This is a genomic window from Mycobacterium sp. NGS41 (assembly GCF_059812725.1).
The window spans coordinates 1-22693 of sequence record NZ_JCALDF010000010.1 but is presented as its reverse complement, the minus strand read 5'-3'; the positions used below and the strand labels follow the sequence as shown (position 1 = coordinate 22693).

Here is a 22693-nt window from a genome sequence, read left to right as displayed (position 1 = left end):
TTCCCGGCGTGCGATTCGCGCTGACGGTGTTGTTGTGGCTGGCCACCACGGCCGCACTGGCAGTGCTGGTCCCCGCCTCGTGGTTGCAGAAGTACGTCATCGACGTCGACGGCTACGCCGCGCTGGCCCAGAAGGCGGCTGCCGATCCCGCGCTGCAATCCGCCATGGCAGCCGAACTCACCACGCGGGCGATGACGCTGATCACCGAGCACGGCGGCGCTGCGGCGGACAGCTCCCAGGTGCACGACGTCATAGCCAAGTTCACCGCCGGCCCGGCTTTTCCGCCGATGTTCGCCCAGGCGAACAGGGCCGCCCACAGCTGGTTATTCGCCAATCCGCAGTCCGGGCAGGACCCCGAGTGGGTGATAGACCTGGCCCCGATGCTCAACGAAAGCTCGGTGCGGCAGATGCTGAGCAGGCACAACGTGAAGGCGCCCGAAAAGCTCACGGTTCCGCTGACGGTATCGGTGCCGGCCATGTCGCAGTCGCTACGGCAGGGACAGCTGAACCCGCTCGCCACGTGGGGTCCCTGGGTCAGTATCGGCGCCGCAGCCGCCGGCGCCTTGTTCGGCTTCCTGCTGCTGGCCGCCGCGCGCCGCCGCGGCAAGGCGCTGACCAGCATCGGCGTCTCAGCGCTGCTGGTCGGCGGGGCCGGATGGGCGGGCATCGAGCTGGCCCGGCAGCGCATTGACAGCGCGCTCAATCGAACCACCGGCGATATCCGTCAGGTCTGCGAAGTGATGGTTCGCTACGGCGAGGCGAGCCTGCACGAATGGCTCAACTGGACGCTGACCGGCGGCGCCGCGCTGGTGGGACTCGGGATGGTCGTCGCGGTGGTGGGCAGCCTGCGCAAGCGGTCAGCCTAGCGGCAACTCGGCCAACACCGGGCTGGTCGGCTGCCGCGAACCGGTGCCCGGTTCCACGGTGAACGCCAGCGCCGTCGACGCTCCGATCTTGGGAACCGTTGCTTTCGTCGAGGGTGCGACGGCCGCGGTATCCATCGTGCCCGCTGACGCCGGTGGCCCGGTATTGCCCATCAGCCACATTTGATACACGGTGCCCGGCGACGGCGGCGCCACATTGTTCATCACCAGCACACCCGCGTTGCGGTCGCGGGAGAACATGAACGTGGCCGTTCCGGTGCCCAGTGGCCGAGAGACCGTCTGCACGTCGGGGGCCGCCAGGATCTGCTCGGCGACCGTCTGCTGAGCCGGCGGCCGCACCAGCACGCCGAGGCCGAACGCCGACAACCCCACCAAGACCGTTAGGATGGCCGCGGCCGCAGCCAAAACGGCGGTGCGCCAACGTCGTTGCCGCCGCGTGGCGAGCTGCGTGGGCTCGGCCAGGGCCAGCACGGCCGTCCGCAGCTGCGCCGGTGGTTCGACGGCCGTCGCTGCCGACACGACCGCCATCGTCTCGCGCACCCCGCGCACTTCGTCGCTGAAGGCCGCTGCCACGGACGAGGGCGCGGCAGCGACCCGCCGATCGACATCGGCTCGTTCTGCGTCGGTCAGGGCGCCCAGCGCATACGGTGTGGCCAGCTCGAGCAGGTCGAATTCGTCGGGGGCGGTCATGACACGTCCAGGCAGTTACGCAGACCGCGCAGCGCGTCGCGCATGCGGGATTTGATCGTCGACAGGTTGGCGGCCAACCGCTGCGAGACTTCGGCATAGGTCAGCCCGCCGTAGTAGGCCAGCTCGATGCACTCGCGCTGCGCCTGGGTCAAGCCGTCCAGGCATTCGGTCACCCGGCGCCGCTCGTCGACGGCGATCGCCGAGTCGGCCACGGGGTCGTGCGCCGCGGCGCTGGGCGCTACCACAGTTGCCGCGCCATACCGCGATTCCCGCTGGGTGCCGGCCTGTTCGGCGCGCACCCGGTCGACGGCGCGCCGGTGCGCCATGGTCAGCAGCCAGGCGAGGGCCGATCCCTTGGCGGAGTCGAAGTCCGACGCGCTCCGCCACACCTCGAGATAGATCTCCTGGGTGGTTTCCTCGCTGTAGCCGGCGTCACGCAGCACCCTGATCACCAGTCCGTACACCCGGCTTCTGGTCAGGTCGTAGACCGTGGCGAACGCGTCGCGGTCGCCACCGGCGACGCGGCGCAGCAAGGCATCCAAGTCGCCGCTCAGGCCTGACGGTCCGGTCATCGATCGGTAGCCTATCGTCAGCTGGCGTCAGCGGCGGCAAACTGTTCATCGCCGATTTGCCGATCGCGGCGGCCAGGGCACGAAATATGCTGTCCGCTTCTGGTATTCGGCAAATCCGGGCCGGTCTCTCATGTATTTCTCGGCGAGCCGCGCGCCGCTGACATGAACCAGGAAGTAGGTCATCACCAGCGGCGAGCCCACCGTGGCCAGTGCCACCCAGCCGTTGATGCTGACCAGCCACAATCCCCACCAGACACACGCGTCGCCGAAGTAATTGGGGTGGCGCGTCCAAGTCCACAGGCCGCGGTCCATGACGACGCCGCGATTCGCCGGGTCCGATTTGAACGCCTTCAGCTGCCGATCCCCGACGGCTTCGAAGGCGAAGCCGATCAGCCACACCGCCAAGCCCAGCACCGTGACGGCCAGCAACGGCTTGGGCGTCGGCCCGGTGGTTCCGGACAGCTGCAGTGGCAGCGAGATGAACCAGCCCAGGAAGCCCTGCAGCAGGAAGACCTTGCGCACCGCCTGAGCGGGCGTCGCGTCGCGCAGCAAGTCGGCGTAGCGGGGATCCTCGCCCTTGCCGACCGTCTTGCGCTGGATGTGCCAGCTCAGCCGCAGGCCCCAGATCGCCACCAGGGCCAGCAGTAGCCACCGCCGGGTCGGATCACCGTGACCGAGCACCGCGGCGACAGCGGCGACGACGATAAAGCCGACGCCCCAGGCGACGTCGACGACGTTGTAGCGGCCGATCCGCCGGGCGATCACGAACGTCACGGAATGCACCACGACGAGGGCCAGCGCCGACGCACCCGATACCAGCAAGAAGTTCACGACGCGACCTCGCGTTCGAACGTCCACTGGTAGACGTCCAGATAGCCCGACCGGAAACCAGCCTCCGAATACGCCAGATACAACTCCCACATCCGGCCGAACACCTCGTCGAAGCCCAAGTGCGCCAGCTCGTCTCGGCGCTGCGTGAACCGTTCCCGCCACAGCCGCAGCGTCTCGGCGTAGTGCGGACGCAGCGAGAGAACATCGACGGTGCGTAAACCGGTGCGTCGCTCCGTGATACCGGCGATGGCCCGGGTGGACGGCAGCAGTCCGCCGGGGAAGATGTACTTCTGAATCCAGGTCTGCGTGTGGCGGGTGGCCAGCATCCGCGCGTGCGACATGGTGATGGCCTGGATCGCCACCCGGCCACCCGGGCGCACCAGCCGGTCCAGCGCCGCGAAATACCGCGGCCACGAGTGATATCCCACGGCTTCGATCATCTCTACCGACAACACTGCGTCAAAGGAGCCGCCGTGGCGCGCCTCGATATCGCGGTAATCGCACAGCTCGATCTGCACCAGGTCGGACAGGCCCGCCGCGGCGACCCGCCGGCGGGCCAGCCGCTGCTGCTCGACCGACAGGGTCACCGAGCAGACGTGGGCGCCGCGGGCGGCCGCGCGGATGCATAGCTCGCCCCATCCGGTGCCGATCTCGAGCACCCGGCTGCCCGGCCGGACACCGGTCATGTCCAGCAGCCGGTCGATCTTGAGCCGTTGCGCCGCAGCCAAATCCGGCCACGCGGCGGGCAGCTCGGTGAACAGCGCGCTCGAGTACGTCATGGTCTCGTCGAGGAATTGAGCGAACAGCTCGTTGGACAGGTCGTAATGCTTGGCGACGTCATCTCGCGCCCGATCGCGGCTACTCCCTCGCCAGCGGGGCCGGAAGGCGGGGGCGATCGGCCGTAGCCAGTGCAGCGCGCTCGGAACCAGGTCGGTGACCGAACCTGCCAGCACCGTCAGCACCCCGGTGAGGTCATCCGACGACCAGTCGCCAGCCATGTAGGACTCGCCGAACCCGATGAGACCGTCCCGTCCTATCCGGCGTGCCAGCGCGTCGGGCCGGTGCAGAAACAGGCCCGGCAAGTCGGGCGCGCCGACCATCGTGCCGTCGGGGTAGACCAGCCGCAACGGCAGCCGGTCCGCCGCGCGGCGGAGCAGCCGGTCGGCGATCAACGCCGACGCCGCGGCGACCGGACCCGACGGCACCTTCGCGACCGCCGGCCAGCGCTCGGAATCTATTGCCGCCGCAGAGCTTTCGAGAGTCTCCAAGCTCATCGGGTCACCACCGGAACTCCGCGCAACCACAACTTGATCCCCTGGATCCGGATCCGCGCTGCCACCACCAAAGGCGCCAGCGGTGCGATTAACTGCATGACCGCAACCTCTCTGGTGGTTGCGGGCCGGCGCTCACCGCGCAGGTTGGCCCGGAATACCGGGAACCCCGGCCCGTGGTCACGGTGCAGCGACACCGTGATCTCGACTTCGCTGTCGGGACGCGGCGCCTGTACCAGATAGTGGCCGTCCACCTCGAGAAATGGTGAGACGTAGAAGTTCTTGGCCGTCGTAACGGGCAGATCGGCGGGCGGCAACAGGTAGGCGTGGCGCTGGCCGTAGGTGTTGTGCACCTCGGCGACCACATGCCGCAGCACGCCGTCGCGGTCGTGGCACCAGAAGACGCTCAACGGGTTGAAGACATAACCGGCGACGCGGGCTTGCAGCAGTGCGGTGACGCGGCCGTCGGGCAAGGCTTCATCGCGCTCGGCGAAGAACGCTTCCAGCCGGTCGCGCAGTGAGTCGCATGCGGGGCCGGCGAAGTGGTCGTCGGCGCGGAAACGTGCGAACGGTCGCAGCCACCGCGGCAGCGTGGGCAGGTCGTCGATGTCGACATACCAGCTGTAGCTTCGGTATTCAAACGAATGGCCCGCCGGGGCCCGCCGGCAATGCGTGATTGTGGTGCGGTAGATCGCGGGTGTCCGCAGTTGCGTCAGCATCCGACCACCGCCTCGCGGTCGCGCGGGTTGGTCGGCGCCGGCCAGTCGGCGCCGAGCCGTCGTGCCGCGCGCAATCCCGAAGCGGCACCGTCTTCGTGGAATCCCCAGCCGTGATAGGCGCCCGCGAACACCACCCGATCGTCGTTGAGCGTCGGCAAGGCGCATTGCGCGGCAACCGATTCCGGTGTGTAAAGCGGGTGACTGTAGGTCATCTCGGCGATCACCGCCCCGGGGTCGACGCGGTCTTCGCCGCCGAGGGTGACCAGATATCGGCGGTTGCCGTCCAGTCGCATCAGCCTGCTGACGTCGTAGCTGACCACCACGTGGTCGGTGCCCGGAGCCACCAGGTAGTTCCACGACGCGCGGGCGCGGCGGTGGCGGGGCAGCACCGACTCGTCGGTGTGCAGTTGGGCGCGGTTGGTGGAGTAGGCGATCGAGCCGAGCACGTGCCGCTCCCAGGCATTCGGCTCGTCGAGCAGCAGCAGCGCCTGGTCAGGATGGACGGCGATGACGGCCGCGTCGAAAAGCCGCGGCGGGCTGCCGCCCGCTTGCACCAATACGCCGTCTGGCATCTTTCGCAGCGAGCGCACCGGTGTCGCAGTCGAGACCTCGTCGAGCCGAGAAGCGATGGCGTGCACGTAGTTAGCCGAGCCGCCGGTCACTGTCCGCCAGGTCGGCGAGCCGAAAACGGACAGCATGCCGTGATGGTTGAGGAAGACGAACAGATAGCGGGCCGGGTAGCGCAACGCGTAATCGCCGGCGCACGACCACACCGCGGCCACCAGCGGCGTGATGAAGTAGTCGACGAAGTACGACGAGAAGCGGTGCCGGTACAGGAAGGCTTCCAGCGTCTCCAGGTTGTCGCCGGCCTGGTCGGCATCATCGGCCAGCATCCGAAGCGCAGCGCGGTGGAAGCGGAGGATCTCGGCGAGCATCAGCAGATAGCGCGGCCGAAGCGACTGCCGACACGCGAACAGCCCGCGGGCGCCGAGGGCTCCGGCGTATTCGAGTCCGATGTCGTCGGCCCGCACCGACATCGACATCTCGGATTCCTGGGTGGCGATGCGGAGGTCGCTGAACAACCGGCACAGCGTCGGATAGGTCCGGTCGTTGTGCACCAGAAACGCGGAGTCGACGCCCACCACCCTGCCGTCGCCCTCGTCGACGAAGTGGGTGTGGGCGTGGCCGCCGAGCCGAACGTCGGCCTCATATAACGTGACCCGGTCCTGACCAGACAAGACGTAGGCGGCGGTGAGGCCGGCCACGCCACTGCCGATGACCGCGATCGAGCGTCCAAACTTCTGCTGCACATCAACTATTCGGAGCCGCCGCCCGACCGGACGGCAGCGCCGGGCTGGCCGTTACCGGACGGGAACGCAGCGACCTGCAAATCACGCCCTGTGCGTTATACAAATCACACGACGTGCGTTATCGTCAGCCAGTGGCGCAGCTCACCTTTCGGCGATGGCCGGTACCGGCGCGGTGGTGACGTCCGCGGACCTGGTGTTCGCCGCGACCATGGCGTCCTTCGTCATCAGCCCTTTGATAGTGATGGTGGCAGGTTGGTACCACGATTGCCCTAGGTCTGTTGTTCGACACCTTGATCGTGCGTTCGTTCATGATGCCGTCTGTCGCAGCCCTGATGGGCCGCTGGTTCTGGTGGCCGACGCAGGTGCGCACGCGTCCCGCGAGCCGGATGCTTCGGCCCTACGGATCTCGTTCGGCCGTACGCGCTTTCGTGCTGCCCAAGGAAGCTGCGGCACCTAAGGATGATTCGACGGCGACCACCGATCGGTTCCGGACGGCCACTCCGCACGACTGAAGGACAGCCGCGAAATCGCCTGGCGCGCAGAATGATTCCAGTATGCGATAGTGCGGCAGCCGGCACGTCGACGGTGGAGTCCGCTTGCGACGGGCCCCTTAGGTCAGTGTCGTGAAATTCCGGACCGCGGATCGGTTCGCTCGATTAGTCTGCAAAGACGCAATGGCGACCAGGAGAAAGGCGCATTATGCCACGCATAGACGGTGCCGCCCGGGCGCGCACGACCGCGGGTGTGTTCACTAGTTTGGCGGCCTTGCTACTGACGGGAGGTACCGCGACCGCAGCACCCGAGGGGGCGGCACCGAAGGTCGTAGCGACTGACCCAGCCGCGGGCGCCACGGTGCCAGCCGGCCCGTTCAAGCTGAAGGTCACGTTCGACCAGAAGATGATGGCGAATTCCTATTCGTTTGTGATCCTCCAGGACGGCACCTATCCCCCTTGCCAGAAGACGCCGACCGTCTCGGCCGACGGCATGAGCTTCTCGCTGGACTGCACGCTGGAAGCGGGCAAGTCCTATGCGCTGGGCTTCAACGGCGGCAATTACATGAACTTCAAGAACGAGGCGGGCGTTGCCGCCGTTCCGAGCCAGCTGCACTTCTCGACGGCACCCTGATCCTGCGCAGCTATGACGTTGCCGACACCTCAGCGGTGAATGGCCCTGTGTTGCAACAGGTTTGGAAGCCGGGCCGAGAACACATACTAAGGATGTACAGGATACGTATTGATACGCCGAGGTCGGTCGTCGCCGCTTCGTGGCAGCCATCGCGCAGACGTCCACATCGAATTACCCTGTGTGCAAAGGGAATAACTGCTGAGTCTCGCTCGGGCCGACCACTTCTTTCGCGAATAGCCATCTGAGGCGCAGTCTGATTAGCGAAGGGGACTTCCCCGCGGGTGTTCTCAGCCACTTCAGAACAGCATTCCTTGTTCGGATGCGCGAACGGGGCCGCTGCGAACGTGGTAGGCAGACACCCTATGAGTTGAAACCGCAGCTCAGAGGAGGTCAAGATCATGATTATCACACGAGGGCTAACCGCAGCCGCGATGCTGGCAGCCTTTGCTGTCGGTGCAGCTAGCACAGCGTGGGCTGACACAACGATGAGCGGCCACTACACCTGGACTTCGACAAACCCCGCCGGTCGATCGACCTCCGGCGATTTTTACTTCACCCCCTGCGGCGACGGATGTGCTTCAGTAGCAACCACACCCGGTGGATCGCCCATTGGGCAGGCGCGGATCGTCAACGGACAATGGGCAATGGATGGCACCTGGCCCCTAAGCTGTGCCGACGGTTCCCCTGGCGCCTCTCAGCCATACCGCGACACGTGGGACCCAAACACCTTGGCGGGCACAGAGGTATATACCTAAAACGTGCCAGCCTGCGGCCACCCGGCGGGGTATCAACAGACCTTTACTCTCCAGCTCAGGCAGGCTGGCTAGTCGCAGACTGCGCCTGATAAGTAACGGGCTGTGCGCTTTGCCCGGCCCGCGCCGACGGTCGCATGTTGACCAGCGCGACCGCCAACTGAATAGGCCTGCTCCCCACTACCCGATGTCGGTTGGAGAGCATCCAGTGACACGGCGAAACTTGTCAGTGGGCTCTACTAGATTCGAACACATGGGCGATACCCGGTTGCACGAGTCCTTCGAGCCCTCCAAGAGTGAGCGGTCGCAGGCACTGGTCGAGGTGATGAGTGCCGCCGGGCGCGCCGAGGCCCGGGCTGGCGCTGAGCGGCTGGACGCGATCGGAGCGCTCTTCGAGCTGCGCCGCACCGAGCGCGGCGAGCACGAGGACTGGGCCGTGGATACCTGGGCGGCAGTCAGCGGCGAGGTGTCGGCTGCGTTGTGCATCAGCCCGGCGCTGGCCGGTAGTTATATGCACTACGCGCTGGCCATGCTCCACCGGTTGCCCAAGATTGCGCAGGTGTTTCGGGCTGGGGACATCGACTACCGCACGTTTCAGACACTGGTGTATCGCACCGACTTGATTACCGAGGCCGACCTGCTGGCCAGAGTGGATGCGGATCTCGCGGTGCGGGTGCCGCGCTGGCCATCGATGACCCAGGGCAAGCTGGCGGCAGCCATCGACAAGATCGTGGCCCACGCCGATGCCGATGCGGTGCGCCGCGTGCGCGAGCGAGCCAGTGAGCGCGAGGTGCGAATCTGGGAATCCGAACCGGGCATCTCCGAGCTGTTTGGCCGGCTATTTGTGATCGATGCCGCCGCGCTGGATCAGCGACTGGACGCCCTGGCCGCCACCGTGTGCGCAGGCGATCCGCGCACCATGCAGCAGCGCCGCGCCGACGCGTTGGGGGCGCTGGCCGCCGGTGCCGACCGGTTGGGCTGTCAATGCGGCACCGGCTGTCCGGCCGGGGGGCGGCGGGCCAGTGCGTCCCTGGTCATTCACATCATCGCCGAGCAAGCCAGTGTCGAGGGCCGCGGCGACGCCCCGGCGGCGGTACTGGGCGCTGACCAGTTGATTCCGGCCGAGTTGGTGGCCCAGTTGGCGAAGTCCGCCAAATTGGCGCCCCTGACCACATTTGTGGATGTGCCGCCGGAGAAGGGCTACACCCCGTCAGCCAAGCTGGCCGCCTTTGTGCGGGCCCGGGATCTGACATGCCGCGCCCCGGGCTGTGACCGGCCCGCGACACATTGCGATCTGGATCATACGATTCCCTATGCCGACGGTGGCGCGACGCATGCGTCAAATATCAAGTGTCTGTGCAGGTTTCACCACTTGCTGAAGACGTTTTGGGGCTGGCGCGACAAACAACTAGCCGATGGCACGGGAATTCTTGTAAGACACACCCCAGCGGGGTGGTGTTCGCGAATTTCCTCATTTCCAAAGCCTGGCTGGTTGGCTTGAATTTTTTCGCATGGCTAAGGCGTCAGTCGATCAATTTGCCCTCCTCGTCAGAGCTTCAAGGATTTGTTGAGGATCCGGCAAGGGGTTGCCTCAAGCCTTTTAGCAACCCATCCCGGTCGGGTCGGCCGCCGTCAGAAAGGAAGACTCATGTGGACTCGGATTGTGCTCAAGCCCTGGTGGGCGCGCGCGTTAGCAGTGGCGGGCGTGTCAGCCATCGTCGTGATGGCGGGCTGGCGCACACGTGGGTTGGCAGCCGATCCACACCAGACGTGGTTGGTCACGCTTGCGGGGCACGTCGCGCACATCGTGATTTTCGGTCTCCTGGTGGCCGCGTTCACCAGCGACTCACATCGGGCCTACACCTACGCCCTCGCTGGGCTCGATCCCGCGCAGCGGTCGGCGGCCGTCGACGCAAGCTTCCGCGGCCCAGTCCCGATCGATGCACCCGTCCGCGATGCGGCGATCCGGGTCGCCGGGCGCAGGTTCTATTCGGCTCGGTGGTGGAAGGTGATGTTGGTCTTAGTAATGCTTGCCGCCTGTTCGGCGCTGGCGAGTGGCGTTTGGCGATCTTGGGACCCTGAAGACTGGATCTATTCCGCAGTGTTCCTCGGTTTTACGGTGGCGGCCTGGTACGAATGGCGACGCGCCAAGCACCGTCTCCAAACGCTCAGGTAGCCGGGCGATTTCGACGTAAGTCGACGGGCGAGGCCCGCTGAGGTCGCGCGGAACGCTGTGGCTGTCGGGCTCGGTCGCCACCATCAGCAGGCATGCCTGCATCGTATGGACGGCACGATCATATGGAACCTGCCCTCCGGGCAGACGTATGTCACGACCCCGGCAGTGCATTGTTGTTCCCCGCCTTGTGTGCGCCGACCGGTGACCTGCCCCTACCGCAGCCGAGCGACGGCGAGCGGTGCGGCGAGCGCACCGCCATGATGCCGGTCCGGAAAACCACCCGCGCCCAAAACCGCGCCCACTACATCACCACTGAACGCCGTCACAACTAACGGCTCCGAGCATGCAGGAAAGAACCACGACGCGACGAAACCCCAACCGTCGCAAACGACGAGCCCCCGCCTTTCTAAAGGACTGATTCGTCAGCCCGGAGGCGCGTAAGGTCCCAGTCATGCCTGACGGGAAACCCAACATCCTGGTGATCTGGGGCGACGACATCGGGATTACCAATCTGAGTTGTTACAGCGACGGCCTGATGGGCTATCGCACGCCCAACATCGACCGCATTGCCAACGAGGGAATGCGGTTCACCGATTCCTACGGCGAGCAAAGCTGCACGGCGGGCCGCGCCGCGTTCATCAGCGGGCAGAGCGTATACCGCACCGGAATGAGCAAGGTCGGCGCACCTGGATTCGACATCGGTTGGGCCGCAGAGGATCCGACGATCGCCGAGCTACTCAAACCGCTGGGCTATGCCACCGGCCAGTTCGGCAAGAACCACTTCGGCGACCTGAACAAGTATCTGCCAACAGTGCATGGGTTCGACGAATTCTTCGGCAACCTCTATCACCTCAACGCCGAAGAGGAGCCCGAACAACCGGATTATCCGCACGCCGATCAGTTCCCACGGCTCTACCAGCTGGCGCTGCCGCGCGGGGTGCTCAAGTGCAGGGCCACCGACGATGTGTCCACCGAACCCGACCACCCGAAGTTCGGCCCGGTCGGCAATCAGGTGATCGAGGACACCGGGTCGTTGAACACCAAACGCATGGAAACCATCGACGACGAAATCACCGATGTCACAATCGACTACATCAAACGCCAGCAGGCGGCCAGCACCCCGTTCTTCGTGTGGATGAACACCACCCACATGCATCTCTACACCCACACCAAGCCCGAGAGCCGGGGCCAGGCCGGGCTTTGGCAGTCGCCCTACCACGACACGATGATCGATCACGACCGCAATGTCGGGCGGGTGCTGGACTGTCTCGACGAGCTCGGCATCGCCGAGGACACCATTGTCATCTACTCCACCGACAACGGACCCCATCGCAACAGCTGGCCGGACGCGGGGACCACGCCGTTTCGCAGTGAGAAGGACACCAACTGGGAGGGCGCGTTCCGGGTGCCGGAGATGATCCGCTGGCCCGGAAAGATCAAGGCCGGCACGGTTTCCAACGAGACCATCCAGCACCACGACTGGCTGCCAACGTTATTGGCCGCCGCCGGGGATCCCGATGTCAGCGAAAAGCTCAAGGAGGGTTACCAGATCACGCTGCAGGGCGAGGAGAAGGAATTCCGGTCCACATCGACGGCTTCAACCTGCTGCCATATCTGACTGGCGAGGTCGAGACCAGTCCCCGTCGCGGCTTTTTCTACTTCTCCGACGACGGCGATCTGGTCGCGCTGCGGTTCGAGAACTGGAAAGCGGTCTTCATGGAGCAGCGCTGCCAGGGCACCATGCGGATCTGGGCCGAACCCTTCACCCCGCTGCGGCTACCGAAGCTGTTCAACCTGCGCACGGATCCCTTCGAATACGCCGACATCACCTCGAACACCTACTACGACTGGTACATCCACCACGCGTACTTCGTTTTCTACATGATCGCGATGGCCACCAAGTTTCTGGAAACCTTCAAGGAGTTCCCGCCGCGGCATCCTCCGGCCAGCTTCACCATCGACCAGGCGGTCGAGCGGCTGCAGCACTTCCTGGCCAAGGACTAAATGCTCGAGTCATGGCGCGACGGGTCCGCGAAGGCGGCCATCACCGACTTCGTGGACCGCGTCACGACGCGGGGCGGCCCGGAATTCGTTGCGCCAGAAGAGCGGATCGCGGTATTCGACAACGACGGCACCCTGTGGTGTGAGAAGCCGGCCTACATTCAGCTGGATTTCCTGGTTCGCCGGCTGGCCGAGCAAGCCGCGGCGGACGTCGCCCTGACGGACAAACAGCCCTACCGGGCCGCCGCGGCTTACGACCTGTCGTGGTTCGACGACGCCGTTACCAAGCACTACAACGGTGACGACTCCGACGTCAAAGTCGTTGCCGGGGCGATCCTTTCGGCCTTCGAGGGGATGACCGTCGAGGAGCACGCAAAGCGGGTACGGCGATTCTTCGCCGAGGCCCGACATCCGACGCTGAACCGCCCCTACACCGCCTGCGGGTATGCACCGATGGTCGAGGTGCTGCGCTACCTGGAAGCCAACGGGTTCACCAACTACATCGCCTCCGGCGGCGGGCGCGACTTCATGCGGCCGGTCACCGGGCAGATGTACGGGCTGCCGCCGGAGCGAGTCATCGGCAGCTCGGTGGGTCTGGACTTCAAGGACGGCCAGCTGTTGACGACGTCGCGGCCGGAGTTCCTCGACTTGTCTAGTTGGAGCCCGGTCAAGCCGGTGCGGATCTGGGGCCGCACCGGACGGCGCCCGATCCTGGCGGTGGGCAACTCCAACGGCGACCTCGCGATGCTGCAATACACGCACGCCGCAGCGCCGTCGCTATGTGCGCTGGTCCGCCATGACGATGCCGACCGTGAATTCGACTATGTCGCCGGCGCGGAAACCGTCCTCGACCAAGCCAAGGCGAACGGCTGGACCGTCGTGAGCATCCGCGACGATTGGGTCACGGTCTTCGGGTGAGATCGTCGGCGATTTAGACCCAGTCCCACACCACTAGAAATTAGGGTCGGTATCAAGTCGGGATATAGAAGTGCGACACTGGGTCGGGTACCTGCAAACCCGCCGTTACCCCTCCTCAGCACTCTCGGTGGTCGCAGCTCTCTAAACAGTGCGGTTCCCCAAAAGGTCAGCAGATGAAAGCATTCGGGATTGCGGCGGCAGCCGCCCTGGCTTTCGCACCGTTCTCGGTGGTAGCCAGCGTGCCCGGTGTCGCACAGGCGGCTCCATGTGCCGGCGCCGGGGCAAACCCCGGGGCCTGCCAGGCATGTCTGCATTACGTGGCGATATATGGCATTCCGACGCCACGCTCGTGCTACGAAGCTGCACCGTCCCGCCCGGCCCAGGCGTCCCCGAGCAGCGTGCCACTGCCGGCTCCGGTGTTTCCGCCGCTACCCCCGCTTCCGAGCCTGACGCCGGCGCAGACCGCACAGGTCGTTCCGCCAAGTCCCCCGCCACCGAGCACGACGATCAATCCTCTGCCCTCAGGGACGCCGAGGAATGCCTCGGTGGTGAAACCGCCTAAAGGGCTGGATGCCCCAATGGACGCGGTCGCGGCTGCCAAGTCCGCTCCGGCGACGCGGGTTAATCCCGCGATTCAGCAGATGCTGCAGGTGGTGGACTTCGACCGTCAGGTGCGCGATGCAGTCACTGCCCACAGCGGCAACGTTGACGTCATTAAGGCCGACAACCAAGCACTGACGCGCCCCCGTCATTGGGACTACATCGAGTACGACGCCTTCCACCGGCCGACCCTGTATAACCCGCTCAAGCAGGCGGTGACCTTCCGCTTCTCCTACAACGGCGCCTACCGGGAGGCGTACGTGCCGGCCGGTGGGCGGATCGTGCTCGATGCGGCCACGGTTGGCCTATTCCCGTTTACCGCGGTAGGCGACAGCTATGTGGCGTCGGGCAGCTTCCACGGCGGAGCCTGGATACCGCCGCCCGATGGGAACGGCTCACCGCCGCCGGACTACATACCGCCGAAACCCCCGCAGGTGTACCAGGACGTCTTGGCCTATGTCCCTGCCAATGACCAGGTCGTGCAGGTGGGCCACGTGGAGGTGGTGGCGCACGACGATAAGCAACCCGCGGGGAGTCAGGACACCTTCCTGCTCGACGACTCCACCTTGGCCTGGGGTCAGATCAACGATCCCAGCAATGGCAGCCAGATCACGGTGACCAAAACTCAGTCGCTACCGGGCGTCGGGCCGACCGACAATGGCAGCTTCTTAGTGGCGCTAGCCGCTTACCAGGAGCCCGTCGCATCAAAACCCTGGTGGCCTTCGGTGCTGGGTTACGGAGGGTTGGCGATAATAGTGTGCCTTCTCGCCTGGCTGATCAGTCGCTTTCAGATTGGCGGTTAGTCATGACCAGAGTGCCGATGCGATGACCAACGAAATTCAGCAGCTGCAATCGTCCTAGGGCGGGCCAAACCGATCGCAGATCGCCACACACATTCCTGCAGCAGGAATGCGCACCCAATGCAGCGGCTCATTGCCCTCGCGCGTGCACAGTATCGGGCCGCTGTCGCCCCATAGTTTCGTACCTTCCACCGAGCAGGGCTGAAAGTCGGCATGCGCTGGGCTACTTTCGATGAGAGCCACGCATGGGGCGACCGCCGTCAACATCGCCAAGCCGACCAACCTCAGTGCGTTCATGATCACCTTCCTGTAGCAACAGCGCCAAACGACTAAATTGACGATACAAGCAAACGGGATGGAGCAGCGGAAAGCTCAGTGAGAGGACCTGAACAGGTACACCAGTTCAAGGGCTCGCACTGCAAGGGGTACTCGTCGAAGCCGAAGCGAGAGGCTGGACCCTCTTCAGCATCGGGCGACCAACTATCCCGAAAAAGCCTTATGCCCAGTTCCACACCGACATGTCGCCGGCCGGGTAGCCGTTGCACACGTCGGTCGCTTTGGCCACCACACCCTTGTTGTTGAAGAAGATCTTCATGTGGTTGACCCACGCGTAGGTCAGCGGATCGCCATTGTAGAAGTTTTCGGAATACTCCCTGCGCTCCGCAGGCGACAACGAGAAGAACCAATGCGCCTTATTTATCGTCGCTTCCTGAAGGTTCGCGTGGTTGTTGTAGTCGATCATGTAGCGCTGGTAGTAGACCGGGCTGGTATCCCGCACGGCCGCCAGATACTGCTCGGCGTCGCAGGTGGTCGCGATCATTCGGCGGGGTACCGGAAAGTCTTCGGTGGAATCAGCCGCCGCGGTCTTGGGGAAGGTCGCGGCCCCAATGCCGAGGCTGACGAGAAGGGCCAGGGATAACGCGCCTGCACGCAGGCTAGAAGACAGCCGAGTCATATCGAGTACGGTAGCACTTTCCAGATCTGCACGGACATAAATCGTGATCAATAGCTTATCTTACTAGGCGCTGCTATCAGGAACGATGACGTGCCTGGGGTTAGGCCGCAGCTCAGGCGGAGCCTGGCTGTAGTCGCCGAAGGGGCCGTCGCGGCGCTCAACCGCGGCCCGCACGCCCCGCGTCTCGGCCGTCCGGATGAAGTCGAGCGCGTCCGGGGTGTTGCGCATCAGGCCGTCGAGGATGCCGCCCAGCAACTGCGTTGACGCCAGTCCCATGTTCTCGTAGGCCTGGTTGACGATCAGCTTCTGCGCCCGCAACTGGGACAACGGAATTCGCGCCAGGTCGGTGGCAACCTCGGCCACTCGGGCCTCCAGCCGCTCGAACGGCACCGCCTCGTTGATCAGCTCTACCTCGGCGGCCTGCACGCCGGTCAGCGGCCGGCCCGTCAGCGAGTGCCACTTGGCCTTGGCGAAGCTCAGCCGATAGAGCCACATCCCGGTCAGGTACGCGCCCCACATCCGGGCGTAGGGCGTGCCGATCACGGCGTCATCGCTGGCGATGACGAGGTCGGCGCACAGCGCGTAGTCGCTGCCCCCGCCCACACACCAGCCGTGCACCTGCGCGATCACCGGTTTGGACGCCCGCCAGATGGCCATGAACTTCTGATGCGGCCCGGTCTCGCGCGCGGTGATCGTCGCGAAATCCTTCCCCGGATCCCACTGCCCGTCGGTCATCATGGCCTCACCCCACTGCGCAAAGCCGCCGCCGAAGTCGTAACCGGCGCAGAAGGCCCGGCCGGCGCCGCGCAACACGATGACCTTGATGCCCTGGTCTCGCTCGGCCAGCCCGATGGCCGCCTCGATCTCGTCTGGCATGGGCGGAACGATGGTGTTGAGTTGCTCCGGGCGGTTGAGCGTGATGGTGGCCACCGGACCCGCGGTCCGGTAGAGCAGCGTTTCGAATTCCGGACTCGGCTCGAATATCGGCATAGCCGAAGCGAAGCCGTTGCTGGACTCGGGTGTCAAGCGTCGGCCCGGCGACCGGGGCTGGTTCGCCGGAGAGCGTAGGGGGTACCACCGACGGCGAGGGTGTCCCGTCGGAGGTGGGTGAGCGAACTATGCGCCGGACGTCAGGAAGGTTGCGTCCGAGGCGGGAGAGTGGATGGCGACGGGCGCTGCAGGAGTTCCTCGCGGTGCCACTGGCAATCATCGTTGCGTTCACCGTGCTGGGGGTCGTCACAAGCCTGATGGACGGCACCGACGTGGGCTGGCTGCGACCCGTTGGGCACGCGTTGTCGAAGCTGGCGCCGCCGCAGGAAAACCAGTCGATGCTGCGCACGGTGGCACCCGGGATGCTCACCTTGATGACGATCACCTTCGTCCTGTTGCTGACGTTGATCCACCGGATGGCCGACGTGTTCACCTGGGTTGTGGTGGAGCAGTTTTTTCGCCGCCTGGTCAACCAAGCCTTCTTCGGCTACTTCGCCGGGCTGTCGGCCTTCTACGTGGTGGTCTTGGCGTTGGTCGACCCGCAGCAAGCCGTGTTCAGTACTGCGGTCGCGCTGATCCTCAGCGTGCTGGCCATGGCCGGACTGGTCGTCTTCGGATATCTGGTGCTCGACCAGCTACGTCCTCCTTCGGTGGTGGAGCGCATCGTCCAGCTCACCATCGCCACGCGCGCCCGCCAGCTGAAGTGGCTGCGGAATGTTCGGAAGGAACCACTTCTCGAACACCTCCCGGCGACAACCGTCTGCGCCCAGTGCAGCGGCTATCTCGTCGACATCGACTTCGACACCCTCCGTCGCGCGCTCGGCTCCGCGACCGGCCCAGTAGAGATCGAGTTCTCGGCCAAGCTGGGAACGCACATGGTCGCCGGCACTGAATTGGCCACGATCCGTGCCGAGGATAAGGACGAACGTGACCGGCTGGCCGAAGCCGTCCTCGATGCGTTGCGCTGCGGCAGAGAACGGCAACTCGACCGGGAACCGTCCTACGGTGTGCATCAGCTATCCAGCATGGGGTGGGCCGCTGCGACTCAGCGGGATCCGGAAGCAGCCTTGGTGACGGTCGACGGGTTGCACGAGCTCTTGGCGTATTGGGCTCAGGAGTCTCCGCCGCAAGGCGGGCCTGACGATGAGGACCGACTGCCGGTGGTCTACCGGGATCGCATTATTCCGTTGGTGTTGACCGCGCTGGCGAGCATCGCGGTGGGCGCCATCGAGGGCGGGCAACATCAGACCTGTGCCCAGGTGCTGAATGTCTTTGCCATGGCGATTCCGCGCCTGTCGCCCGACCACCAACTGTCGGCAACTGCGCAGTTGCGCTACGCGCTGCCGACGGCCACCAGGCACCCGTTTACCGAAGAGCTCGATCGGGCGCTGACTGAGCTGGGCCGGGTGCTTTCGGAAAACGGCCACCTCGGCGTGGCGGCGGAACTGGACCGCGTCGAGTCACGGCTGAACGATCGACTGCCGGGCTGACACTCAGGCCTGCTGCCGACGCCGGTAGAGCCACCGCGCCACCAGCGCGACCAGCACGACTGCCAACCCCACCAACAGGTAGGTCTGGTACTGCACAGACTTGGCGTAGATCACGGGAATGTGCGTTTGGGCCAGGTAACCGACCAGAACCCAGACACCGACCCACGCGACGGCGCCCACCGCGTTGTAGGTCAGGAAGCGCCGCCACTGCATCTCGGCCAGCCCCGCGACGATCCCGATGGCCTGACGCAGCCCGTCGACGAACCGCCCGACCAGCACGACCGTGTTGCCGCGGCCGCGGAAAAAGCGCTCGGTGGCGGCTACCCGGTTCTCGGTGAGGAGGACGTACCGCCCGAAACGACGCACCAGCGGTCGCCCACCGTAATAGCCGATGGCGTAGCCGAAGTTGTCCCCGATCACCGCCGCCAGCAACGCGCATATCAGCACCGCGGCGAGGTTCAAGTGCCCCGACGCCGCGTAAACACCGGCCGCGATCAGGATGATCTGGCCAGGTGCCGGAACGCCAATCCCCTCCACGCAGACCACGCCCACCAAGGCCAGATAGCCGTAGTGGTCCAGGACTGTCGCGAGTGGATTGAGGACCCCCGGCAATTCCGACGACATGATCACCCGTGGGTGCCCGATTGGCACCGTCGGTAAACGCTCAGGCCCGCAGCATCCGATGCAAGAACGCGTAGCTGAGCGCCGACTTGAATGCGACTTGTTCGTTGTCGGCCGCGCCGGCGTGCCCGCCTTCGATGTTCTCGTAGTACCAGACCCGATGGCCGGCCGCCTCCAGGGCCGCTGTCATCTTGCGGGCATGGCCCGGATGCACCCGATCGTCTCGGGTGGACGTGGTGATCAGCACCGGCGGGTACTTGCTATCCGCCGAAATATTCTGGTACGGCGAGTATTTGGAGATGAATTCCCAGTCGGCCGAGTCGTCGGGATTGCCGTACTCGGCCATCCACGAAGCGCCCGCCAGCAGCAGGTGATAGCGCTTCATGTCCAGTAGCGGCACGTCGCACACCAGCGCGCCGAACTTCTCCGGGTACTTGGTCAGCATGATGCCCATCAGCAGCCCACCGTTGCTGCCGCCCTGCGCGCCGAGCTGCCCGACGGTGGTGATACCCCGATCGACCAAATCGGTTGCCACTGCGGCGAAGTCCTCGTCTACCTTGTGCCGGTCCGCCCGCATCGCCTGGGTATGCCAGGCGGGCCCGTACTCGCCGCCGCCGCGGATATTGGCCAGCGCGTAAGTCCCGCCGCGGGCCAGCCACAGCCGGCCCAGCACGCCCGCATAGCCCGGTGTATTGGACGACTCGAATCCGCCGTAACCGCCGAGCAGTGTGGGCCCCGGCCCGCCGGCTCCATCCGGCCGCACCAAAAAGTAGGGGATCGACGTCCCGTCCTTGGATGCCACGAAATGCTGTGACACGGTGAGGTTCTCGGCGTCGAAGAACTCCGGCGCCGCCTTGATGGGCTCCAGCTGACCGTCGCCGCTGCCACGCAGCAATCGCGACGGACTGTCGAATCCACTTGAGTCAAGGAAGAACTCGTCGCCGGTGTCGTCGGCGGCGACGATCACGGTGTTGGTGGCGGCGGGGATACCCGACAACGGTTGGCGCTGCCAGTCGCCGGGTGTGGCGATCTCGACGCGGCTGGCCACGTCGGCCAGTGTCACGATCAAGAGCCGATCGCGAGTCCAGGCGTAGTGATATAGCGCGGTGTGTTCGTCGGGCTTGAACACCACGCTCAGCTGTATTGCGCCGGAGAGGAATTCGTCGTAGTCGGCGGCCAGCAACGAGCCTGCGGTGTATGTGGTGTCGCCGACGGTCCAATCGCTGCGCAGGTCGATCAGCAGCCAGTCTCGGTGAATGGACAGGGACGCGTCGGTGGGTGCTTCGATGCGGATCAGCTCTGAGCCGCGCAGCTCGTAGACTTCCTCGTTCCAGAAGTCCAGCGCTCGGGCCAGTATGGTCCGCTCGAAGCCGGGGGTGCGATCCACTGACGCCATCACGCGGACGTCGGTGCGCGTTCCCTCGAAGATCGTTTCTGCCTCGGCCAGCGGAGTTCCCCGGCGCCACCGCTTGATGATTCGCGGGTAGCCGGACTCGGTAAGCGAGTCGTCGCCGAAGTCGGTGCCCACCAGGACGGTATCCAGGTCGGCCCAGCTGGTCTGCGACTTGGCTTCCGGCAACTCGAACCCGTCGGGGACGAATTCGCGTGTCAGCATGTCGAATTCACGCACGAAGGCCGCATCCGAGCCGCCGGGGGAGAGGGTGATCAGCGCGCGGGTGCGGTCGGGCCTGATGACGTTGGCGCCTTGCCAGACCCATTTCTGGTCGTCCGCGCGGCCCAGTTCGTCGACGTCGATCAGGACGTCCCACTCGGGGGAGTCGGTGCGGTAGCTGTCCAGCGTGGTGCGCCGCCACAGCCCGAGCGGGTTGTCGGCATCGCGCCAGAAGTTGTAGAGGTAGTCGCCGCGCCGGGCCACGTACGGGATTCGAGTGTCGGTGTCGAGCACTTCGAGCGCCTCGGCGCGCATCTGCTCGAACTCCGCATCACAGAACTCCGCTTTTGTCGGGCCGTTGCGTGCGCGGACCCAATCCAGCGCCTCCTCGGCGGTGACGTCCTCGAGCCACAAATACGGGTCCTGGGCAGCGGGCGCTGAAGTCATGGAAGCCATGAGAAAACATTGTGTCCCCGGCGGTAGTGTGAGGTGTATTACATGAGGTCAAATGAGGGAGTCGAGCCAATGACCGTCTTCGCACGTCCGGGTGCTGCCGGGGCGCTGATGTCGTATGAATCCCGCTACCAGAACTTCATCGGGGGCCAGTGGGTGGCGCCCGTCTCGGGCCGCTACTTCGAGAACCCGACGCCGGTGACCGGCGAACCGTTCTGCGAGATACCGCGCTCCGACGAGGCCGACATCGACAAGGCGCTCGACGCCGCGCATGCCGCGGCGCAGGCGTGGGGCAAGACCGCCCCCAGCGAGCGGGCGGCGGTCCTGAACAAAATCGCCGACCGCATCGACGAGAACACCGCCGCGCTGGCCGTCGCCGAAGTCTGGGACAACGGCAAGCCGATCCGGGAGGCGCTGGCCGCCGACATCCCGCTGGCGGCCGATCATTTCCGGTACTTCGCGGCCGCGATCCGGGCCCAGGAAGGCGCGCTGTCCCAGATCGACGAGGACACCGTCGCCTACCACTTCCACGAGCCGCTGGGCGTCGTCGGGCAGATCATCCCGTGGAACTTCCCGATCCTGATGGGCGCCTGGAAACTGGCTCCGGCGCTGGCGGCCGGTAACGCGGTTGTGCTCAAACCCGCCGAGCAGACCCCGGCCTCGATCCTCTACCTGATGTCGCTGATCGGCGATCTGTTGCCGCCCGGTGTGGTCAACATCGTCAACGGATTCGGCGCCGAAGCCGGCAAACCGCTGGCGTCCAGCGACCGGATCGCCAAGGTCGCGTTCACCGGCGAGACCACCACCGGGCGTCTGATCATGCAGTACGCGTCGCAGAACCTGATCCCGGTCACTCTGGAACTCGGCGGCAAGAGCCCCAACATCTTCTTCTCCGACGTGATGGCCGCCAACGACGACTTCCAGGACAAGGCGCTGGAAGGCTTCACCATGTTCGCCCTCAACCAGGGCGAGGTGTGCACGTGCCCGTCGCGCAGCCTGATCCAGTCCGACATCCACGACGAGTTCCTGGAACTGGCGGCGATCCGCACCAAAGCCGTCCGGCAGGGCGACCCGCTGGACTCAGAGACCATGCTGGGATCGCAGGCCTCCAACGACCAGCTGGAAAAGATTCTGTCCTACATCGAAATCGGCAAGGGTGAGGGCGCCAAGCTCATCACCGGCGGCGAGCGCGCGGAGCTGGGCGGTGACCTGTCCGGCGGTTATTACGTGCAACCCACGATTTTCACCGGAAACAACAAGATGCGGATCTTCCAGGAGGAGATCTTCGGGCCCGTCGTCGCGGTGACACCGTTCAACAGCTACGACGACGCGATGGGCATCGCCAACGACACCCTCTACGGCCTGGGCGCGGGCGTGTGGAGCCGCGATGGCAACACCGCTTACCGGGCCGGCCGCGAGATCAAGGCCGGACGGGTGTGGGTCAACTGCTACCACGTGTATCCGCCGCACTCGGCGTTCGGCGGCTATAAGCAGTCCGGATTCGGCCGCGAGGGCCACAAGATGGCGCTCGAGCACTACCAGCAGACCAAGAACCTGCTGGTGTCCTACTCCGACAAGGCGCTGGGATTCTTCTGATGAACGCGAGCGCTCCGCCGGGCGCGCTCATCACCACCGACGCCGCTGCGCTGTTGGCGGACCTGCAGGGCCGGCACGGCCCGGTGATGTTCCACCAGTCCGGCGGCTGCTGCGACGGGTCCTCGCCGATGTGTTACCCGCGCGCCGACTTCCTGGTCGGTGATCGCGACGTCCTGTTGGGCGTGCTCGACGTCGGAGCCGACGGGGTGCCGGTGTGGATTTCGGGTCCGCAATACCAGACCTGGAAACACACCCAGCTGATCATCGACGTGGTGCCCGGCCGTGGCGGCGGGTTCAGCCTCGAGGCGCCCGAAGGCGTGCGGTTCC

The 22693-nt window shown here is 65.4% G+C and carries 19 protein-coding genes and 2 pseudogenes; 11 read left to right on the top strand and 10 right to left on the bottom strand.

Going from position 1 to position 22693, the window contains the following annotated elements; translation table 11 throughout:
• Positions 1 to 8: 8 nt before the first annotated feature.
• Entirely contained in the window at positions 9 to 866 is an 858-nt protein-coding gene (locus AC5Y21_RS11765) for a hypothetical protein (protein WP_499912434.1), read from the top strand.
• Here the strand turns inward: AC5Y21_RS11765 and AC5Y21_RS11760 are convergent.
• From AC5Y21_RS11760 to AC5Y21_RS11735, 6 genes are read right to left on the bottom strand one after another with little or no spacing between them, the layout of a single operon-like run.
• Complete coding sequence (locus tag AC5Y21_RS11760) at positions 858 to 1574, bottom strand: anti-sigma factor (protein WP_499912431.1); 717 nt, start codon at positions 1572 to 1574, stop codon at positions 858 to 860. The two genes, AC5Y21_RS11765 and AC5Y21_RS11760, sit on opposite strands and share 9 nt — an antisense overlap.
• On the bottom strand, positions 1571 to 2146 hold the full coding sequence (locus AC5Y21_RS11755; RefSeq protein ID WP_499912429.1) for a sigma-70 family RNA polymerase sigma factor: 576 nt from the start codon (positions 2144 to 2146) through the stop codon (positions 1571 to 1573). The genes AC5Y21_RS11760 and AC5Y21_RS11755 overlap by 4 nt, the downstream gene beginning before the upstream one ends.
• A 45-nt stretch (positions 2147 to 2191) precedes the next feature.
• Complete coding sequence (locus tag AC5Y21_RS11750) at positions 2192 to 2965, bottom strand: DUF1295 domain-containing protein (protein ID WP_499912647.1); 774 nt, start codon at positions 2963 to 2965, stop codon at positions 2192 to 2194.
• 8 nt (positions 2966 to 2973) lie between these two features.
• On the bottom strand, positions 2974 to 4251 hold the full coding sequence (locus AC5Y21_RS11745; RefSeq protein ID WP_499912426.1) for a class I SAM-dependent methyltransferase: 1278 nt from the start codon (positions 4249 to 4251) through the stop codon (positions 2974 to 2976).
• Positions 4248 to 4967, bottom strand: a complete 720-nt coding sequence (locus AC5Y21_RS11740; RefSeq protein WP_499912424.1) for a DUF1365 domain-containing protein — start codon at positions 4965 to 4967, stop codon at positions 4248 to 4250. Before AC5Y21_RS11740 ends, AC5Y21_RS11745 begins: the two co-directional genes overlap by 4 nt.
• Positions 4961 to 6277 (bottom strand): NAD(P)/FAD-dependent oxidoreductase, encoded by a 1317-nt coding sequence (locus AC5Y21_RS11735; RefSeq protein ID WP_499912422.1) that lies wholly within the window; start codon positions 6275 to 6277, stop codon positions 4961 to 4963. Before AC5Y21_RS11735 ends, AC5Y21_RS11740 begins: the two co-directional genes overlap by 7 nt.
• A 148-nt stretch (positions 6278 to 6425) precedes the next feature.
• Here AC5Y21_RS11735 and AC5Y21_RS11730 point away from each other — a divergent pair.
• The 7 genes and pseudogenes from AC5Y21_RS11730 to AC5Y21_RS11700 form a co-directional block, all read left to right on the top strand.
• A pseudogene (locus tag AC5Y21_RS11730) lies at positions 6426 to 6789 on the top strand (MMPL family transporter); the annotation flags it as partial.
• Positions 6790 to 6976: 187 nt separating this feature from the next.
• The gene (locus AC5Y21_RS11725) at positions 6977 to 7402 is read left to right on the top strand and encodes an Ig-like domain-containing protein (RefSeq protein ID WP_499912419.1); all 426 of its coding nucleotides are present in this window, start codon (positions 6977 to 6979) and stop codon (positions 7400 to 7402) included.
• A gap of 1005 nt (positions 7403 to 8407) precedes the next feature.
• On the top strand, positions 8408 to 9655 hold the full coding sequence (locus tag AC5Y21_RS11720; protein WP_499912417.1) for an HNH endonuclease signature motif containing protein: 1248 nt from the start codon (positions 8408 to 8410) through the stop codon (positions 9653 to 9655).
• Positions 9656 to 9802: 147 nt separating this feature from the next.
• Positions 9803 to 10330, top strand: coding sequence for a hypothetical protein (locus tag AC5Y21_RS11715; RefSeq protein ID WP_499912415.1), 528 nt, complete (start codon positions 9803 to 9805; stop codon positions 10328 to 10330).
• A gap of 451 nt (positions 10331 to 10781) precedes the next feature.
• A pseudogene (locus AC5Y21_RS11710) lies at positions 10782 to 12334 on the top strand (arylsulfatase).
• Entirely contained in the window at positions 12335 to 13249 is a 915-nt protein-coding gene (locus tag AC5Y21_RS11705) for an HAD family hydrolase (protein ID WP_499912413.1), read from the top strand.
• 173 nt (positions 13250 to 13422) lie between these two features.
• The gene (locus AC5Y21_RS11700; protein WP_499912411.1) at positions 13423 to 14652 is read left to right on the top strand and encodes a hypothetical protein; all 1230 of its coding nucleotides are present in this window, start codon (positions 13423 to 13425) and stop codon (positions 14650 to 14652) included.
• Between the two features lie 493 nt (positions 14653 to 15145).
• Here the strand turns inward: AC5Y21_RS11700 and AC5Y21_RS11695 are convergent, their stop codons facing one another.
• Positions 15146 to 15604 carry a DUF5078 domain-containing protein gene (locus AC5Y21_RS11695; protein WP_499912646.1) on the bottom strand — a complete coding sequence of 153 codons (459 nt, stop codon included), beginning with the start codon at positions 15602 to 15604 and terminating at the stop codon, positions 15146 to 15148.
• 63 nt (positions 15605 to 15667) lie between these two features.
• Complete coding sequence (locus tag AC5Y21_RS11690) at positions 15668 to 16594, bottom strand: crotonase/enoyl-CoA hydratase family protein (protein ID WP_499912409.1); 927 nt, start codon at positions 16592 to 16594, stop codon at positions 15668 to 15670.
• Between the two features lie 203 nt (positions 16595 to 16797).
• Between AC5Y21_RS11690 and AC5Y21_RS11685 the strand changes: the two genes are divergently transcribed.
• Positions 16798 to 18084 carry a DUF2254 family protein gene (locus tag AC5Y21_RS11685; RefSeq protein WP_499912406.1) on the top strand — a complete coding sequence of 429 codons (1287 nt, stop codon included), beginning with the start codon at positions 16798 to 16800 and terminating at the stop codon, positions 18082 to 18084.
• A 3-nt stretch (positions 18085 to 18087) separates the two neighbouring features.
• Here the strand turns inward: AC5Y21_RS11685 and AC5Y21_RS11680 are convergent, their stop codons facing one another.
• On the bottom strand, positions 18088 to 18735 hold the full coding sequence (locus AC5Y21_RS11680) for a DedA family protein (RefSeq protein WP_499912404.1): 648 nt from the start codon (positions 18733 to 18735) through the stop codon (positions 18088 to 18090).
• Positions 18736 to 18748: 13 nt separating this feature from the next.
• Positions 18749 to 20764 (bottom strand): prolyl oligopeptidase family serine peptidase, encoded by a 2016-nt coding sequence (locus AC5Y21_RS11675; RefSeq protein ID WP_499912402.1) that lies wholly within the window; start codon positions 20762 to 20764, stop codon positions 18749 to 18751.
• 78 nt (positions 20765 to 20842) lie between these two features.
• On the opposite strand from AC5Y21_RS11675, the gene exaC reads away from it, so the two are divergent.
• On the top strand, positions 20843 to 22366 hold the full coding sequence (exaC, locus tag AC5Y21_RS11670) for an acetaldehyde dehydrogenase ExaC (protein WP_499912400.1): 1524 nt from the start codon (positions 20843 to 20845) through the stop codon (positions 22364 to 22366).
• Positions 22366 to 22693, top strand: a 328-nt coding sequence (locus tag AC5Y21_RS11665; RefSeq protein WP_499912398.1) for a DUF779 domain-containing protein, incomplete at its 3' end; no start/stop codon positions are given. The genes exaC and AC5Y21_RS11665, both read left to right, overlap by 1 nt.